16 protein-coding genes are annotated in these 16,898 nt (G+C 72.4%); 13 read left to right on the plus strand and 3 right to left on the minus strand.

The window, feature by feature from the left end:
- Positions 1-76: 76 nt before the first annotated feature.
- The 4 genes from ACFP2E_RS06740 (at position 77) to groL (ending at position 3,686) form a co-directional block, all read left to right on the plus strand.
- On the plus strand, positions 77-769 hold the full coding sequence (locus ACFP2E_RS06740) for a hypothetical protein (RefSeq protein WP_378522663.1): 693 nt from the start codon (positions 77-79) through the stop codon (positions 767-769).
- A gap of 90 nt (positions 770-859) precedes the next feature.
- Entirely contained in the window at positions 860-1,372 is a 513-nt protein-coding gene (locus ACFP2E_RS06745; RefSeq protein ID WP_378522661.1) for a GNAT family N-acetyltransferase, read from the plus strand.
- A 260-nt stretch (positions 1,373-1,632) separates the two neighbouring features.
- Entirely contained in the window at positions 1,633-1,926 is a 294-nt protein-coding gene (groES, locus tag ACFP2E_RS06750; RefSeq protein WP_378522660.1) for a co-chaperone GroES, read from the plus strand.
- Positions 1,927-2,057: 131 nt separating this feature from the next.
- Positions 2,058-3,686: a chaperonin GroEL gene (groL, locus tag ACFP2E_RS06755; protein ID WP_378522659.1), complete on the plus strand. Its 1,629-nt coding sequence runs from the start codon at positions 2,058-2,060 to the stop codon at positions 3,684-3,686.
- A 58-nt stretch (positions 3,687-3,744) separates the two neighbouring features.
- Here groL and ACFP2E_RS06760 read toward each other — a convergent pair whose 3' ends face one another.
- Both ACFP2E_RS06760 and ACFP2E_RS06765 read right to left on the minus strand, forming a co-directional pair.
- Positions 3,745-5,007, minus strand: coding sequence for a hypothetical protein (locus ACFP2E_RS06760; protein WP_378522658.1), 1,263 nt, complete (start codon positions 5,005-5,007; stop codon positions 3,745-3,747).
- On the minus strand, positions 4,992-5,546 hold the full coding sequence (locus ACFP2E_RS06765) for a SigE family RNA polymerase sigma factor (protein WP_378522657.1): 555 nt from the start codon (positions 5,544-5,546) through the stop codon (positions 4,992-4,994). Before ACFP2E_RS06765 ends, ACFP2E_RS06760 begins: the two co-directional genes overlap by 16 nt.
- 190 nt (positions 5,547-5,736) lie before the next feature.
- Between ACFP2E_RS06765 and ACFP2E_RS06770 the strand changes: the two genes are divergently transcribed.
- From ACFP2E_RS06770 to rnhA, 5 genes are all read left to right on the plus strand, one after another.
- Complete coding sequence (locus ACFP2E_RS06770) at positions 5,737-6,636, plus strand: GNAT family N-acetyltransferase (protein WP_378522656.1); 900 nt, start codon at positions 5,737-5,739, stop codon at positions 6,634-6,636.
- A 71-nt stretch (positions 6,637-6,707) separates the two neighbouring features.
- A complete protein-coding gene (guaB, locus tag ACFP2E_RS06775; RefSeq protein WP_378522655.1) occupies positions 6,708-8,219 on the plus strand; it encodes an IMP dehydrogenase in 1,512 nt (503 codons plus the stop codon).
- Positions 8,220-8,223: 4 nt separating this feature from the next.
- Positions 8,224-9,054: a phosphotransferase gene (locus ACFP2E_RS06780; RefSeq protein WP_378522654.1), complete on the plus strand. Its 831-nt coding sequence runs from the start codon at positions 8,224-8,226 to the stop codon at positions 9,052-9,054.
- Positions 9,055-9,080: 26 nt separating this feature from the next.
- Positions 9,081-10,187 (plus strand): GuaB3 family IMP dehydrogenase-related protein, encoded by a 1,107-nt coding sequence (locus tag ACFP2E_RS06785; protein ID WP_378522653.1) that lies wholly within the window; start codon positions 9,081-9,083, stop codon positions 10,185-10,187.
- On the plus strand, positions 10,184-10,648 hold the full coding sequence (rnhA, locus tag ACFP2E_RS06790; RefSeq protein WP_378522652.1) for a ribonuclease HI: 465 nt from the start codon (positions 10,184-10,186) through the stop codon (positions 10,646-10,648). The genes ACFP2E_RS06785 and rnhA overlap by 4 nt, the downstream gene beginning before the upstream one ends.
- A gap of 13 nt (positions 10,649-10,661) precedes the next feature.
- Here rnhA and ACFP2E_RS06795 read toward each other — a convergent pair whose 3' ends face one another.
- A complete protein-coding gene (locus tag ACFP2E_RS06795) occupies positions 10,662-11,069 on the minus strand; it encodes a pilus assembly protein CpaE (RefSeq protein WP_378522651.1) in 408 nt (135 codons plus the stop codon).
- 173 nt (positions 11,070-11,242) lie between these two features.
- Here ACFP2E_RS06795 and ACFP2E_RS06800 point away from each other — a divergent pair, with 173 nt between their 5' ends.
- The 4 genes from ACFP2E_RS06800 to ACFP2E_RS06815 all read left to right on the plus strand — a co-directional run bounded on the left by ACFP2E_RS06800 (position 11,243) and on the right by ACFP2E_RS06815 (position 16,870).
- Entirely contained in the window at positions 11,243-12,859 is a 1,617-nt protein-coding gene (locus tag ACFP2E_RS06800; RefSeq protein WP_378522650.1) for a succinic semialdehyde dehydrogenase, read from the plus strand.
- A gap of 2 nt (positions 12,860-12,861) precedes the next feature.
- Positions 12,862-14,586, plus strand: a complete 1,725-nt coding sequence (locus ACFP2E_RS06805) for a GMC family oxidoreductase N-terminal domain-containing protein (RefSeq protein ID WP_378522649.1) — start codon at positions 12,862-12,864, stop codon at positions 14,584-14,586.
- A 292-nt stretch (positions 14,587-14,878) separates the two neighbouring features.
- Positions 14,879-16,453 carry a glutamine-hydrolyzing GMP synthase gene (gene guaA, locus ACFP2E_RS06810; protein ID WP_378522647.1) on the plus strand — a complete coding sequence of 525 codons (1,575 nt, stop codon included), beginning with the start codon at positions 14,879-14,881 and terminating at the stop codon, positions 16,451-16,453.
- 18 nt (positions 16,454-16,471) lie between these two features.
- On the plus strand, positions 16,472-16,870 hold the full coding sequence (locus ACFP2E_RS06815; RefSeq protein WP_378522646.1) for a glyoxalase: 399 nt from the start codon (positions 16,472-16,474) through the stop codon (positions 16,868-16,870).
- Positions 16,871-16,898 lie beyond the last annotated feature (28 nt).

Raw genomic sequence — 16,898 nt, forward strand, 5'->3', positions numbered from 1 at the left:
GGTGGGCCGGGTCCCGGGGCCCGAGGGTTGGGTCGCGGCGACGTACGCCGCAGTCCCGACCCCAGGAGATGACCCCGTGAGCACCACCCTCGACCAGACCGGCGACCAGACCGGCGGCCGCACCGGCACCCCGCACCGCCATGGCCGCGGCTGGGCCCTGGCCGGTGTCGGCGCCGGCGTCGCCGGCATCCTCTCGATCGTCGGCAGCAGCCTGACCGACGCGGTCTACGCCTCCGACGTGCAGGGGGACCCCGAGGCGATCGCCGACCGGCTCGCCGAGCAGGTCCCGCAGATCCTGCTCTTCCACGTCTCCACCATGCTGTCCTGCGCCCTGATGGTCGTCTTCGCCGCCGGCCTGCACCGCCAGCTCCGGCACCGCGTGGGCGGCGACAGCCTGCTGCCCGGCATCGCGGCCGGCGGCCTCGGCCTGGTGGCCGTCGCCCAGCTGATGGGGGCGGGCCTGACCACCGAGTTCGCGTTCGCCTTCGCCGCCGGCGACTACGCCTTCGTGCCGGAGACGATGGCCTTCTTCGGCCACTGGGTCGGCACCGTGCCGTGGATCTGGGGCGGGGCGGGCCTGACCGCGCTGGCCCTCGCACACGCCTCGTTCCGGCAGGGTGCCTACCCGCGCTGGATCGGCTGGACCAGCCTGGTGCTCGGTGGCCTGTCCGCGCTGTTCCTCGTCAGCCCCATGCAGTACATGGCCGGCATGACCGGGCCGCTCTGGCTGACCGCGGTCGCTATCGGCCTCAGCCGCCGCGGCCGCTGAGACGGCCCGGTCCCCACCCCTGATCCACCGCGGCGCGGCAGTCCTCCTCAGCCGCGCCGCGGTGAGCCACTCCTCCCGAAAGGCCTCGAGATGCCCGCCTCCACGTCGACCTGGCTGCCCGCCGACTTCGTGCACCCCACCCGGGTGCCGGTCGCCTTCGGCCACCACCTCCGACCGATCCGCGCCGACGACGTCGACCTCGACATGGTCGCCGTCATGGGGTCGCGCGAGCGGCTCTGGAGCATCTACGGACAGGCGTGGGGGTGGCCGCCCGCCCACATGACCCACGAGCAGGACCGCGAGGACCTGCAGCACCACGCCGACGACATGGCCGTGAACGCCTCCTTCAACTACGCGCTCTTCGACGCCGACGAGACCGCCCTGCTGGGCTGCGTCTACATCGACCCCACCGACCGGCCCGGCGCCGACGCCGACATCTCCTGGTGGGTGGTCGACGAGTGCGTCGGCACCGACCTCGAGGCGGCCCTCGCCGAGCTGGTGCCGCGCTGGGTCGCCGAGGAGTGGCCGCTCGAGGCCCCCCGGTACGTCGGGCGCGACCTGACCTGGGAGGAGTGGCTGGCGCTGCCCCAGGTCGGGTCCTGAGACAGGGGTCCGGGGCGGGGGCCCGGGGCCGGCCGGACGGGGCGTGCAGCGGCGCCCCGTCTGGGCCGGTGGGAGTCTCTCTGGCACTCGATCAGGGGGAGTGCTAACGTCTGATCTGGCACTCTCGCCCTGAGGGTGCCAGCGCTTGCGACGACGTACGACACCCGCGACGGCGTACCTCACCGCAGGCCCCTACGTCGGGGGGCGACCCGCCGGGGAGCCCCCGCACCTACGTCAGATCGAAAGTGGAGGTCGACACAGTGTCGGTCAACATCAAGCCCCTCGAGGACCGGATCGTCGTCAAGCCGCTCGACGCCGAGCAGACCACGGCCTCGGGCCTGGTCATCCCGGACACCGCCAAGGAGAAGCCCCAGGAGGGCGAGGTCCTGGCCATCGGTCCGGGTCGGATCGACGACAACGGCAACCGCGTGCCGCTCGACGTGGCCGTGGGCGACAAGGTCATCTACAGCAAGTACGGCGGCACCGAGGTCAAGTACGCCGGTGAGGAGTACCTCATCCTCTCTGCCCGCGACGTCCTGGCCGTCGTCTCCTGACGCACCTGGCATCCCGGCTGGCAGCGTTGCCGCCGCTCGACGACCGCTCCGCTCCACAGGTCGACTTCGCGGCGGCGCCTTGCCAGCCGGGCGCCAGGCACGTCAGGTCTTTTGTCTCTAAGGAGTAAGCAGTGCCCAAGATCCTGGAGTTCGACGAGAACGCCCGCCGGGCGCTCGAGCGGGGCGTCGACGCCCTCGCCGACACCGTCAAGGTGACGCTCGGCCCCAAGGGCCGCTACGTCGTGCTGGACAAGAAGTGGGGCGCGCCGACCATCACCAACGACGGCGTGACCGTCGCTCGTGAGGTCGAGCTCGACGACCCGTTCGAGAACCTCGGCGCCCAGCTGACCAAGGAGGTCGCCACCAAGACGAACGACGTCGCGGGTGACGGCACCACCACGGCCACCGTGCTCGCCCAGGCGATGGTCCACGAGGGCCTGCGCGCCGTCGCGGCCGGCGCCAACCCGATGGGCCTCAAGCGGGGCATGGACGCCGCGGCCGAGGCCGTCGGCGACGCGCTGCGCGAGGCGGCCCGCGAGATCGAGACCAAGTCCGACATGGCCTCGGTCGCCACGATCTCGAGCCGTGACAGCCACATCGGCGAGCTGCTCGCCGAGTCCTTCGACAAGGTCGGCAAGGACGGCGTGATCACGGTCGAGGAGTCCAACACCATGGGCACCGAGCTCGAGTTCACCGAGGGCATGCAGTTCGACAAGGGCTACATCTCGGCGTACTTCGTGACCGACCCGGAGCGCATGGAGGCCGTCCTCGACGACCCGTACATCCTGCTCCACCAGGGCAAGATCTCGGCGATCGCCGACATGCTGCCGCTGCTCGAGAAGGTCATGGCCGCGGGCAAGCCGCTGTTCATCCTCGCCGAGGACGTCGAGGGCGAGGCGCTCTCGACCCTGGTCGTCAACAAGATCCGCGGCACCTTCAACGCCGTCGCGGTGAAGTCGCCGGCCTTCGGTGACCGCCGCAAGGCGATGATGCAGGACATCGCGACCCTCACCGGCGGCCAGGTCGTGGCCCCCGAGGTCGGGCTCAAGCTCGACCAGGTCGGCCTCGAGGTGCTGGGCCAGGCCCGCCGCGTCGTGGTCACCAAGGACAACACCACGATCGTCGACGGTGCCGGCGAGGCGAAGGACGTCGAGGCCCGCGTCAACCAGATCAAGGCCGAGATCGAGTCCACCGACTCCGACTGGGACCGCGAGAAGCTCCAGGAGCGCCTCGCGAAGCTGGCCGGCGGCGTGTGCGTCATCAAGGTCGGCGCCGCCACCGAGGTGGAGCTCAAGGAGAAGAAGCACCGCATCGAGGACGCCGTCTCCGCGACGCGCGCCGCGATCGAGGAGGGCATCGTCGCCGGCGGTGGCTCCGCGATCATCCACGCGGTCTCCGTGCTCGACGACGACCTCGGCCTCACCGGTGACGAGGCCGTCGGTGCCCGCATCGTCCGGAAGGCCGCCGACCAGCCGCTGCGCTGGATCGCGGAGAACGGCGGCGAGAACGGCCACGTCGTGGTCGCCAAGGTCCGCGACGCGGGCGCCGGCACCGGCTACAACGCCGCCACCGGCGAGTACGGCGACCTGATCGCCCAGGGCGTCATCGACCCGGTCAAGGTGACCCGCTCCGCGCTGGTCAACGCCACCTCGATCGCGGGCATGCTGCTCACGACCGAGACCCTGGTCGTCGACAAGCCCGAGGAGGAGGAGGCCGCGGCCGGCGCCGGTCACGGCCACGGTCACGGCCACGGCCACTGATCCACCCCTTCCACATCGACCCGTCGTCAACTGACGACGGGTCGATGTGATTTCCGGGTCACTCGAGTGTGGCGATGACCTGGGCGGCGCCGCGCCGGCCGTTGGTGGCCTCGGTCCAGGTCAGGACCGAGTGGTCGGGCAGCCACGTCCACGAGTAGTTGGACCTCGAGTCGGCGAGCTCGAGCAGCTCGCCGCGCTCGAAGTGCCAGAGGTAGGTCGTCCCATCGGGGTCGTCGATCGAGCCGTAGGCGGTGACCACGACCCCGTCGGCCGACGCCGTCCCGGCCTCGACGCCGTGACCACGGACCGTGACGACGGGGTCGCCCTCGAGGTCGACGACCTGGACCCGGTCGTCACGGACGGGGGTGCGACCGCCGTTGGTGGTGCCGCAGTACTGGCCCAGCACGAGGTGCTCGCCGGCCACCTGCAGCGAGAGCTGGTTGCACCGGTCGCCCGACTGCGGGTCGAAGGTGCGCTCCTCACCCGTGACCAGGTCGCGGATCGTGACCTGGTCGTTGGGGTCGTTGGTGACCTTCGTCCAGACGAGGAGGTCGCCCTGGGCCACCAGCTCGCCCACGTTCAGGCCCTCGTCGCGAGGCTCGTCGCCGGGGTTGAGCGAGCGCGACCACAGCCGCCCTCCGTAGGACCCGTCGTCCTCCACGAAGTAGACGCGGTCGTCGGCGCCGAGCTGGGCCTGGCTGACCTCCATCGCGCTCATGCCGAGCGGCAGCGGATCCGACCACGTGACCGCGTCGCGGTCGAAGACGATCACCGCAGCCTCCCGGCCGACGCTGCCGTAGAAGACGATCCGGTGGTCCTCGATCAGCAGGGGGCGCTCGAGGTCGTTGCGCGGCGTGCCCGGCAGCCACGAGACCGCGCCGCTGCGGGGCTGGAGCAGCCCCCAACGGACCAGGTTGCGGATGCCGTGCGGGCCGTCCTTGATGAGCGCCATGCCATCGGGGGTGACGCCGGAGAGGTACTGCCCGTTGGCGCGGTTGAGGTTGTCGTTGGTCCACGTGGCCAGCTGCGTCCAGTCGCGCCCGGCCCTGCCGGGCACGGCGTCGTCGGGGGAGACCACCGGGCCGACCGGCTCGAGCCGCTGCTCGGCGGGGTCGATCCGGCCGAGGCCGGCGCCCGACGCGAGCACGGAGACCGTCGTGGCGACGGCCACCGCGGCCGCGCAGACGGAGACGGCGACGGTGCGGCGGCGGCGGCGTACGCGCGCCCGGCCGAGCCGCACCACCTCGACGACGTCGGAGGCGACCTCGCTGGTCGGCTGTGCTGCGGCCTCGCGCAGCAGGCTGCTCAGGTCGTGACCCACGGCAGGCTCCTCTCGTCGCGTGGGATGGAGTCGACGAGCTCGTCGCGCGCCGCCTTCTCGAAGATGGACCGCAGCCCGGCCAGTGCCCGTGAGGTGGTGCTCTTGACGGTGCCCTCCGAGCAGCCCATCGCCACGGCGGTCTGGTGGACGTCGAGGTCGTCGAAGAAGCGCAGCACCACGCAGGCGCGCTGCCGCTCGGGGAGCTGCGCCAGCGCGCGCATCAGGGCGTCACGGTCGGCCAGGTGGTGCGTCGGGTCCTCGTGCGCGCCCGCACCCTCCGGGTGCTCGGACACCGGCACCTCGGTGCTCGACCGCCGTCGGCGGGAGTCGAGGAACGCGCTGACCACCGCCTTGCGGGCGTAGGCGAGCTCGGCACCCTGGCGCGACAGGCGTGGCCAGGCGACGTAGACCCGCACGAGTCCCTCCTGCACGTGGTCGGCGGCGCGGTCCCAGTCGCCGCACATCAGGTAGGCCGTGCGGCGCAACCGGTCGTGAGAGGCGGCAGCGAACTGCGTGAACGACTCCTCGTCACGCCTCATGTGTCCCCCCACGGGGTCCCCGAGTCCTCATGCTCCATCGACGCACCGAAGCGTCGATCGGTTGCCTCCCGGTCGCAAGTTTTCACCTGCGAAACACGGGCGACCCGGCCGCGCAACGCCCACGGTGCACGCTCCTTCCACGGAGAACGCGAAGTGCGGCGAGAGTGGGGGACCCGACATGCTGTGGCGAGTGAGGACGGCGCTGCCGGACCGGCCGGGCGCCCTGGCGGCGCTGGCGAAGGAGTGCGGCGACGCGGGCGTGAACATCCTGGGACTGCAGATCTTCCCGGGCATCGAGACGGTCACCGACGAGCTGGTGCTGCAGTCGCCGGAGGGCTGGGGGCCGGCCGAGATCGCCGAGCTGCTGGGGCGGTCCGGCGGCCGGTCCGTCAGCGCGGCGCCGTGCACCGAGGCGGCGCTGACGGATCAGCCCACCCGCTACGTGCAGGCGGCACGCGAGGTCCTGGCCCAGCCGGCCTCCTTCCCGGAGGTCGTCGCCCGGCTCTTCGACGCGGAGGCGGACCCGGCCGACGTCTCCCGGGCGCCGGTGCAGGACGTCATGGACATGACGGTCGGCGAGGTGCAGGTGCAGGTGCGCCGTACGGCGCCGTTCACCGCGACCGAGCACGCCCGCGGCGCCGCGATGGCCGACCTCGTCACCGACGTGCTCGAGCGCGGTCGGGCCGAGGCCGTCGCCGTGGCGCCCGGCCGACGGCTCGGCGCCGGGGCCACCCCGGAGTACGTCGCCTCCGACGACGCGGTCACCGCGGTCGTCGACGGCACCTCCGTGGGGCTGGCGGTCCTGCGGCCCGGGACCGGGGACGAGGGGGTCCACCCCGTCACGCTGCGGGTCGACCCGGCCTGGCAGCGGCGGGGGATCGGCACCCGGCTGCTGGTGGAGGTGGCGCGGCTGGCGACCGCCCGCGGTGCGGCCGAGATCGTGCTGACGACCCGCGCCGACAACCAGGCGGTGCTGCCGATGGTGCTGGGCGCGGGCCTGCGCGGCCGGATCCGGATGTCCGCCGACGTGCTGACGGTGCGGGTGCCGGTGCGGGACCTGCGTCCGCTGCGACCGGCTGCGCAGGACTGAGCCGGGCTGCGGGCGGCGGAGGCGCGGGCCGTACGATGAAGGCCCCGCCGCCGCTCGCCCGAGAGGACCCCATGTCCGACCCCGGAGTCCCCGACAAGTTCGCCGCCCTCGGCCTCACCTACGACGACGTCCTGCTGCTCCCCGGGCAGTCCGACCTCGCCCCGGACGAGATCGACACGACCTCGCGGCTGACCCGCGAGATCTCGCTCAAGGTGCCGCTGATCAGCGCCGCCATGGACACCGTCACCGAGTCGCGGATGGCCATCGCGATGGCCCGGCAGGGTGGCGTCGGCGTGCTCCACCGCAACCTGTCGACCCAGGACCAGGCCTACCAGGTCGACCTGGTGAAGCGGACCCAGACGGGCATCATCTCCAACCCGGTCACCATCGGCCCGGACGCGACGCTGGAGGAGCTGGACCGGATCTGCGGCGAGTACCGCGTCTCCGGCCTGCCCGTCGTCGACGCCGACAACCGCCTGCTCGGCATCATCACCAACCGCGATCTGCGGTTCACCCCCGTCGCCGACTGGGCCACCACCAAGGTCGACGAGGTGATGACCCGGCCGCCGCTGGTCACCGGCCCGGTCGGCATCTCCCGCGACGACGCGGCCGCGCTGCTGCGCCAGCACAAGCGCGAGCGGCTGCCGCTGATCGACGACGAGGGCCGCCTCGCGGGCCTCATCACGGTCAAGGACTTCGTGAAGTCCGAGCAGTTCCCCGACGCCTCCAAGGACGCCGACGGCCGGCTCATGGTCGGCGCCGCGATCGGCTACTTCGGCGACGCCTGGGAGCGCGCCACGACGCTGGTCGACGCCGGCGTCGACGTGCTCGTCGCCGACACCGCCCATGGCCATGTGCGGATGCTGCTCGACATGGTCAAGCGCCTCAAGACCGACCCGGCGACCCGCCACGTGCAGGTCATCGGCGGCAACGTCGCCACCCGCGAGGGGGCGCAGGCGTTCGTCGACGCCGGCGCCGACGCCGTGAAGGTCGGCTTCGGCCCCGGCTCGATCTGCACCACCCGCGTCGTCACCGGCTGCGGCGTGCCGCAGGTGACGGCCGTCTACGAGGCCTCGCTGGCCTGCCGGCCGGCCGGGGTCCCGGTGATCGCCGACGGCGGCCTGCAGCAGTCCGGCGACATCGCCAAGGCGCTGGTCGCCGGCGCCGACTCCGTGATGATCGGCTCCCTCCTCGCCGGCTGCGAGGAGTCGCCCGGCGAGCTGGTCTTCGTCAACGGCAAGCAGTACAAGGCCTACCGCGGCATGGGCTCGCTCGGCGCGATGTCGAGCCGCGGCAAGAAGTCCTACTCGAAGGACCGCTACTTCCAGGCGGAGGTCACCAGCGACGACAAGATCGTCCCCGAGGGCATCGAGGGCCAGGTCGCCTACCGCGGCCCGCTCGCCGCCGTCGCCCATCAGCTCGTCGGTGGCCTGCAGCAGTCGATGTTCTACGTCGGCGCCCGCACCGTGCCGGAGCTGCAGGACAAGGGCCGGTTCATCCGGATCACCTCGGCGTCGCTGAAGGAGAGCCACCCGCACGACGTGCAGATGACGGTCGAGGCGCCCAACTACAACGGGCGCTGAGCGGGTGCCCGGGGGTCAGCACACGCACGACCTGCGCTACGACGGGGACCGCGTCACCAAGGTCTTCAGCTCCTGGGACCGCGGCGAGCCCGACCGCGAGTGGGATGTGCTCGCGCTGCTTCACGAGCACGCCCGAGGACTGGCTCCCGAACCGATCGACCGGCTCGAGGTCGAGGGTCGGCCCGCCGTGGTGATGTCGCGGATCCCCGGCGAGCCGCTCGGCGCGGAGTCCCTCACGCCCCGGCAGCTCGACGCCGTGGGCGACGCGCTCGCCCGGCTGTACGCCGTGCCCGTGGCGGCCGTCGCCCACCTCGGCGAGCGCGTCCACGGCCCGGCCGACTTCCCCGGCTCCGTCACCGGGTGGCTGGAGGACGCTGCCGGCGCCGACCTGACCGGGTGCCGCGAGCCCGCCCTGGTCGCGGAGGCGGTGGCTGCCGCCGGCGAGTGGCTGGCCGCCCCCGACGAGGCGCTGGCAGCAGGCGCAGGACCGGTGCTGTCGCGCGCTGACGGCAACCCGGCCAACCTGATGTGGGACGGCGAGCGCGTCAGGCTGCTGGACTTCGAGGACTCCGGGCTGTCCGACCGCGCCTTCGAGCTCGCCGACCTCGTCGAGCACGTGGCGCTGCGGCTGCCGGGCCTGGCGGATCCCGCCGCGGTGGCCGCCGCGGTCGGGGTGCCGGCGGGGGAGCAGGAGCGGCTGCTGGCCTGCCGGCGGCTCCACGCCAGCTTCTGGCTGGCGATGCTGCTGCCCGGGGCCGGCGGGTTCCGGCGGAACCCGCCGGGGAGCACGGAGGCGCAGGCGCGCCACCTGCTCGACCTGCTGCCCGCTCGTTGACGGCGACCGCCAACTAGAGTGGCCCGGTGACCGAGATCGAGATCGGACGGGCCAAGCGGGCGCGACGCGCCTACTCCTTCGACGACGTGGCGATCGTGCCCTCGCGGCGCACCCGCGACCCCGAGGAGGTCAGCGTCGCCTGGCAGATCGACGCCTACCGCTTCGAGATGCCGGTCATCGCCGCGCCGATGGACTCCGTGATGTCGCCGGAGACCGCGATCGCGTTCGGCCGGTTCGGCGGCCTCGGCGTCCTCAACCTCGAGGGGCTCTGGACCCGGTACGACGACCCGACGTCGCTGCTGGAGGAGGTCTCGGGCCTCGAGGGTCCCGAGGCGACCCGCCGGATGCAGGAGATCTACTCCGCTCCCATCCAGGCCGAGCTGATCACCGAGCGGCTCCGCCAGGTCCGCGAGGCCGGCGTGACGGTGGCGGGCTCGCTGTCGCCCCAGCGCACCAAGGAGTTCGCGAAGGCGGTCGTCGACGCGGGCGTCGACATGTTCGTCATCCGCGGCACCACCGTCTCCGCCGAGCACGTCTCCTCCCAGGCCGAGCCGCTGAACCTCAAGGAGTTCATCTACGAGCTCGACGTGCCGGTCATCGTCGGCGGCTGCGCGACGTACCAGGCCGCGCTCCACCTGATGCGGACCGGCGCGGCCGGCGTGCTGGTCGGTTTCGGCGGCGGCGCCGCCCACACCACCCGCACCGTGCTCGGGGTCGCGGTGCCGATGGCGTCCGCCGTCGCGGACGTCGCCGCGGCGCGCCGCGACTACCTCGACGAGTCCGGCGGCCGCTACGTCCACGTCATCGCCGACGGCTCGATCGGCCGCTCCGGCGACATCGCCAAGGCGATCGCCTGCGGTGCCGACGCCGTCATGGTGGGCTCTCCGTTCGCCCGCGCCTCCGACGCGCCGGGTCGCGGCTTCCACTGGGGCACGGAGGCGCACCACGCCGACCTGCCGCGCGGCCAGCGGGTCGCGTTCGAACCTGTCGGCACGATGGAGGAGATCCTCTTCGGCCCCTCGCGGGTCGCCGACGGGACCATGAACCTCATCGGCGCGCTGCGCCGGTCGATGGCCACCACCGGCTACACCGAGGTCAAGGAGTTCCAGCGGGTCGAGGTCGTCGTCGAGTGAGTGAGACGGCTCCGGTCGTCGTCCACACCGACGGGGCCTGCGTCCCCAACCCGGGACCCGGCGGCTGGGGAGCGGTGCTGCGACAGGGTTCGCACACGCTCGAGATCCGCGGCGGCGACCCCGGCACGACCACGAACAACCGGATGGAGCTCACCGCTCCGATCCGCGCGCTGGAGGCGCTCAAGCGGCCGTCGGTCGTGCACATCCACACCGACTCGACCTACGTGCGCAACGGCATCACCAAGTGGGTGGCCGGCTGGTCCCGCAACGGCTGGAAGACGTCCGCCAAGGAGCCCGTCAAGAACGTCGACCTGTGGCAGCGCCTCGTCGAGCTGAGCGCCGGGCACACCGTCGAGTGGTTCTGGGTCAAGGGGCACGCCGGCGACGAGTTCAACGAGCGGGCCGACCGGCTCGCGGCCCGCGGTCTCGAGGAGTCCCGCGCGGCCGGCGTGGCCAGCTGACCGCGGCCGCGCGTCAGCCGAGCAGGGCGAGCAGGGCGCGGGCGTAGGCCGCCTCGGCGGTGACGTCGACGTGGCGGGCCGGCCCGTCGGGCCCCGCCGTGGTGACGGCGTACCCCTCCGGCTCCCGGCCGGTGTGCTCGAGCGACACGAACGCCTCGCCGAGCAGCTGCCGCAGCTGGTCCTCGCGCGGCAGCCACAGGGCCTCGGCTGCCTCGAGGCTGTCGAGCGCCCACTCGGTGGTGCCGTTGAAGGCCAGCAGCCGGTCCCCGCTGGGGATCTCGACGGACTCGATGACCATCTCGCTCACGACGAAGACGTCGTCGTCGAGGTCGCGGTCGGGCACGACGAAGCGGTCGCCGCTGGCAGGTGTCCAGACCAGTCCGGCGTCGCGCAGCGCCTGGGCCATCTCGCGGGTGAGCACGCCTCCAGTGTGCGGGGCCCCGGCAACCCCGGTCGGGAGCGTCCGCGCCCCGGCACGCCGGGGGCACGGCCGGTGGCTGCCTCGGCCCGCTTGACATTTCAAGGTGATGTGTCAAGCCTCTCACTTGCTACTGAAGGGTAGATAGCGAGACGGGCGTCACATACTCTCGGTACATGAGTGCGCAGAACGCCCCCGGCGGCCCCCTCCTGGACGGGCCCGCGGACCCCGAGCACGACCCGGCCGCGTCGTACGCCCTCGAGCCGGACTACGTCGCCCGCCTCACCCGACGCGTGCTCGCGTCGACCGGCGAGAGCATCGAGGTCCGCTCGCCGCTCAACGGGCAGCCGCTCGCCCACATCCCCCAGTCCAGCGACGACGACGTGGCCCGTGCCTTCGAGCGCGCGCACCGGGCGCAGGAGGTCTGGGCCCGCACCCCGCTCGACGAGCGGGCGGCGATGCTGCTGCGGCTGCACGACCTGATCCTCGACCGGCAGGACGAGATCATCGACCTGATCGTGTGGGAGTCGGGCAAGGCCCGCAAGCACGCGTTCGACGAGCCGCTCCACGTCGCCCTCACCGCGCGCTACTACGGCCGCACCGCCCACGAGCACCTCGACACCCACCGCAAGATCGGCGTCGTGCCCGGCCTCACCCGGGTCGAGCTCAACCGCATCCCCAAGGGCGTCGTCGGCATCATCTCGCCCTGGAACTACCCGTTCACCATGGCGCTCTGCGACGGCCTGCCGGCGCTGCTGGCCGGCAACGCCGTCGTCGCCAAGCCCGACGCGCAGACCATGCTGTCCGCGCTGCTCGGCGCCGAGCTGCTGGAGCAGGCCGGCTTCCCCGCCGACCTGTGGCAGGTCGTCGCCGGCCCCGGCTCGCAGGTCGGCACGTCGATCATCGACCGTGCCGACTACATCTGCTTCACCGGCTCGACCGGCACCGGCCGGGCCGTCGCCAAGCGGTGCGCCGACCGGCTGATCGGCTGCTCCCTCGAGCTCGGCGGCAAGAACCCGATGCTGGTGCTCCGCGACGCCGACCTCGAGCGCGCCGCCGAGGGTGCCGTGCGGGCGTCGTTCTCGAACGCCGGGCAGCTGTGCGTGTCGATGGAGCGGCTCTTCGTCGCCGACCAGGTCTACGACCGGTTCGTCGAGCGCTTCGTCTCCCGGACCCAGGCCATGACGCTCGGCGCCACCCTGGGCTGGGAGAACGACATGGGGTCGCTGATCTCGCAGGCCCAGCTCGACACGGTCGTCGCCCACGTCGACGACGCGGTCGCCAAGGGGGCGCGGGTGCTCGCGGGCGGCAAGGCGCGACCCGACCTCGGCCCCTACTTCTACGAGCCCACCATCCTCGAGGGCGTCACCCCCGAGATGACCTGCTTCGGCAACGAGACGTTCGGCCCGGTCATCGCCGTCTACCGCTTCCACGACGAGGCCGACGCGGTGGCCCGCGCCAACGCCGGCGAGTACGGCCTCAACGCCTCGATCTACAGCCGCGACACGTCGCGGGCCCGGCGGCTGGCCCGCGAGATCCGCTGCGGCACGGTCAACGTCAACGAGGCCTTCGGTGCCACGTTCGCCAGCATCGACTCGCCCATGGGCGGCATGCGGCTCTCCGGCCTCGGCCGACGCCAGGGCAGCGAGGGCATCCACCGCTACACCGAGTCGCAGTCCGTGGCGACGCAGCGGCTGGTGCGGTTCGCGCCGATGCTCGGCATGTCGGACGAGACCTACGCGAAGGTGATGACGGCCCAGCTGCGGTTCCTGCACCGCATCGGAAGGAAGTGAACGTGGCCCCCAACCGGCGAGACCCGGTCCACTACGACGTCCTGGTCATCGGCTCCGGCTTCGGCGGCTCGGTCACCGCACTGCGGCTGACGGAGAAGGGCTACCGCGTCGGCGTCCTCGAGGCGGGGGCGCGGTTTGACGACGCGTCGTACCCGGAGACGTCGTGGGACGTCCGCAAGTTCCTGTTCCTGCCCGAGGCGGGCTGCTACGGCATCCAGCGCATCGACATGGTCCGCGACTGCATGATCATGGCCGGTGCGGGCGTCGGCGGCGGCTCGCTGGTGTACGCCAACACGCTCTACGAGCCCCTGCCGGCCTTCTACACCGACCCGCAGTGGGCCCACATCTGCGACTGGCGCAGCGAGCTCGCTCCGTACTACGACCAGGCGAAGCGGATGCTCGGCGTGGTCCAGCAGCCCCGGCACACCCCCAGCGACGAGGTGATGAAGCAGGTCGCCGAGGAGATGGGCGTCGGGGACACCTTCCACCCGACCCCCGTCGGCGTGTTCTTCGGCCAGGGCGGCCAGCAGCCGGGCGACACCGTGCCGGACCCGTTCTTCGGCGGCGCGGGGCCCGACCGCAGCCCCTGCCGCCACTGCGGCGAGTGCATGACCGGCTGCCGCCACAACGCCAAGAACACCCTGGTCAAGAACTACCTCTACCTCGCCGAGAAGCAAGGCGCGCAGGTCCACCCGCTCACCACGGTGACCCGGGTCCGGCCGCGGGACGAAGGCGGGTACGTCGTCGACGCCCGCTGGACGAAGGCGAAGCTGTCGCGACGCACCGCCACCAAGACGTTCACCGCCGACCACGTCGTCTTCTCGGCGGCCTCGCTCGGCACCCAGCGGCTGCTTCACCGGCTCAAGGTGGAGGGGGACCTGCCGGACATCTCCGGCCGGCTCGGCTACCTCACCCGCACCAACTCCGAGTCGATCCTCGGCGCGATCGCGCCCGACCTGTCGGTCGACTACACCGAGGGCGTCGCGATCACCTCGTCGTTCCATCCCGACGAGCACACCCACATCGAGCCGGTCCGCTACGGCCGGGGCTCCAACCTGCTCTCGCTGATGCAGACGGTGCTCACCGACGGCGACGGGCCGATGCCGCGCTGGCGGACCTGGCTGGGCGAGCTGTGGCGGAAGAAGTCCAGCGTCCGGGCGCTCTACGACGTGAAGCACTGGAGCGAGCGGACCGTCATCGCGCTGGTCATGCAGTCGCTCGACAACTCGATCACGACGTTCCCGAAGAAGACGCCGTTCGGCTGGATGATGTCGTCGCGGCAGGGGCACGGGAGGCCCAACCCGACCTGGATCCCGGCCGCGAACGACGCGGTGCGCCGGATGGCGCGGATCATGGGCGGCACCGAGGGCGGCTCTATCGGCGAGCCGTTCAACCGGCCGCTGACCGCGCACTTCATCGGCGGCTGCGCGATCGGCGACAGCCCGGAGACCGGGGTCGTCGACCCCTACCAGCGGATGTACGGCTACCCGGGCCTGCACGTCGTGGACGGCTCGGCGATCTCGGCCAACCTCGGGGTCAACCCGTCGCTCACGATCACCGCCCAGGCCGAGCGGGCGATGGCCTACTGGCCCAACAAGGGCGAGGCCGACCCGCGGCCGCCGCTGGGCTCGGCGTACGAGCCGCTGGCGCCCGTCCCGCCGAGGTCCCCGGCGGTGCCGGAGGCGGCTCCGGGGGCGCTGCGGCTGCCGATCGTGGGGGTCAGCTAGACCTCCCGGGAACTTCCGGAAAATTCCTGCGTCACTCCCGTAACCCCCGGGTCGGGGTCTCGTTGAGGGGTCGGACCCGGCACCGCTCCCTCCCAAGCCGGGTCCCAAGGTCCAGGCTCTGTCCAGCAGAAGCGTGGACGATCAGGGCCCGGCCACCCTCCCTCCCCGGCCGGGCCCTGGTGCATTTCCACGCGCCCTGCCCGCGCTCGGGCGTGCAGGGCAGCGTGGGGGCACCGGACCGGCGTACGTCCGCAGTTCACGACCCCCGGGGCCGCGCCGTTAGGCTTCGCGCATGGATCACCCCGAGCACGACCTGGTCCTCGTCGTCGACTTCGGCGCCCAGTACGCCCAGCTCATCGCCCGCCGCGTCCGCGAGGCGCGGGTCTACTCCGAGATCGTGCCCCACACGATGCCGGTCGAGGAGATGCTGGCGCGCAGGCCGAAGGCGATCGTCCTCTCCGGCGGCCCGTCGTCGGTGTACGCCGAGGGAGCCCCGTCCCTGGACCCGGGCCTGTTCGACGCCGGGGTCCCGGTCTTCGGCATGTGCTACGGATTCCAGCTCATGGCGCAGGGCCTGGGCGGCGAGGTCGCCCACACCGGCGCCCGCGAATACGGCCGCACCCCGGTCTCGGTCGTCGAGCCCGGCACGCTGCTGAGCGAGATCCCGACCGCGCACTCCGTCTGGATGTCGCACGGCGACTCGGTGACCGCGGCCCCGGCCGGCTTCACCGTGCTCGCCTCGACCGACGTGACCCCGGTGGCGGCGTTCGAGGACGTCCAGCGGCGGATGGCGGGCGTGCAGTGGCACCCCGAGGTGATGCACACCGAGCACGGCCAGAAGGTGCTCGAGCACTTCCTCCACCACATCGCCGGCTGCCGGCCGACGTGGACCATGGTCAACATCGTCGAGGAGCAGATCGAGCGGATCCGCGAGCAGATCGGCGAGGGCCACGCGATCTGCGGCCTGTCCGGCGGCGTCGACTCCGCGGTGGCCGCGGCGCTGGTGCAGCGGGCCATCGGCGACCGGCTCACCTGCGTGTTCGTCGACCACGGCCTGCTCCGCAAGGGCGAGGCCGAGCAGGTGGAGCGCGACTTCGTCGCCGCCACCGGCGTCGACCTGCACGTCGTGGACGCCGAGAAGCGTTTCCTCGACGCGCTCGCCGGGGTGAGCGACCCCGAGGAGAAGCGGAAGGTCATCGGCCGCGAGTTCATCCGGGTCTTCGAGGCCGCGGAGGCCGACGTGCTCGGCGCGGCGGTCGTCGACAAGGGCGAGAAGGTCGCCTTCCTCGTGCAGGGCACGCTCTACCCCGACGTCGTGGAGTCGGGCGGCGGTGCCGGCACCTCCAACATCAAGTCCCACCACAACGTGGGCGGGCTTCCCGACGACCTGGAGTTCGAGCTCGTCGAGCCGCTGCGGACCCTGTTCAAGGACGAGGTGCGGTTGGTCGGCGAGCAGCTCGGGCTGCCGTCCGAGATCGTCTGGCGCCACCCGTTCCCGGGGCCGGGGCTCGGCATCCGCATCATCGGCGAGGTCACCCGCGAGCGACTCGACATCCTGCGCGAGGCCGACGCCATCGCCCGCGAGGAGCTCACCCGCGCCGGCCTCGACCGCGACATCTGGCAGTTCCCCGTCGTGCTCCTCGCCGACGTCCGCTCGGTGGGCGTCCAGGGCGACCACCGCACCTACGGCCACCCCGTCGTGCTGCGGCCGGTGACCTCCGAGGACGCGATGACCGCCGACTGGGCGCGGCTGCCGTACGACGTCCTCGAGCGGATCTCCACCCGCATCACGAACGAGGTCTCCGAGGTCAACCGGGTCACCGTCGACATCACCTCGAAGCCGCCCGGCACCATCGAGTGGGAGTGACCGCGGGATGAGCGCGGAGTGAGCGCCGGCGTGGGCCGGGCGATCCACCACTTCGACCTGTGGGTCGGCGACCCGCAGGTCGCCGCGGGGGAGTGGGCCTGGCTGCTCGGCGAGCTCGGCTGGGAGGCCGACGGCGACCGCTCCTGGGTCCACCCCGACGGCACCTACGCCTTCCTCGAGCGGTCGGCCGACCAGGTCGACGCTCCCCACGACCGGCTCCGTCCCGGGATCAACCACCTGGCGCTTACCTGCGAGTCGCGCGAGCTGCTGGACCGGATGCGGGCGGAGTCCTCCGGCCACGGCTGGCACGAGCTCTTCGCCGACCGCTACCCCCACGCCGGGGGCGAGCAGCACACCGCGCTGTACCTCGAGAACTCCGAGGGCTTCGAGGTCGAGGTCGTCGTCGAGGCCGGCTGAGCCCCCCGCACCGGTCGAGCTGCGAGCG

The organism is Nocardioides sp. GCM10027114 (assembly GCF_042659625.1).
Taxonomy (GTDB): domain Bacteria; phylum Actinomycetota; class Actinomycetes; order Propionibacteriales; family Nocardioidaceae; genus Nocardioides.

What these genes read in the sequence shown, in the direction of transcription:
- ACFP2E_RS06745 (WP_378522661.1), top strand. Translation starts at nt 860, where the DNA reads ATGCCCGCCTCCACGTCGACCTGGCTGCCCGCCGACTTCGTGCACCCC.
- ACFP2E_RS06765 (WP_378522657.1), bottom strand. Translation starts at nt 5,546, where the DNA reads ATGAGGCGTGACGAGGAGTCGTTCACGCAGTTCGCTGCCGCCTCTCAC.
- guaB (WP_378522655.1), top strand. Translation starts at nt 6,708, where the DNA reads ATGTCCGACCCCGGAGTCCCCGACAAGTTCGCCGCCCTCGGCCTCACC.
- ACFP2E_RS06800 (WP_378522650.1), top strand. Translation starts at nt 11,243, where the DNA reads ATGAGTGCGCAGAACGCCCCCGGCGGCCCCCTCCTGGACGGGCCCGCG.
- guaA (WP_378522647.1), top strand. Translation starts at nt 14,879, where the DNA reads ATGGATCACCCCGAGCACGACCTGGTCCTCGTCGTCGACTTCGGCGCC.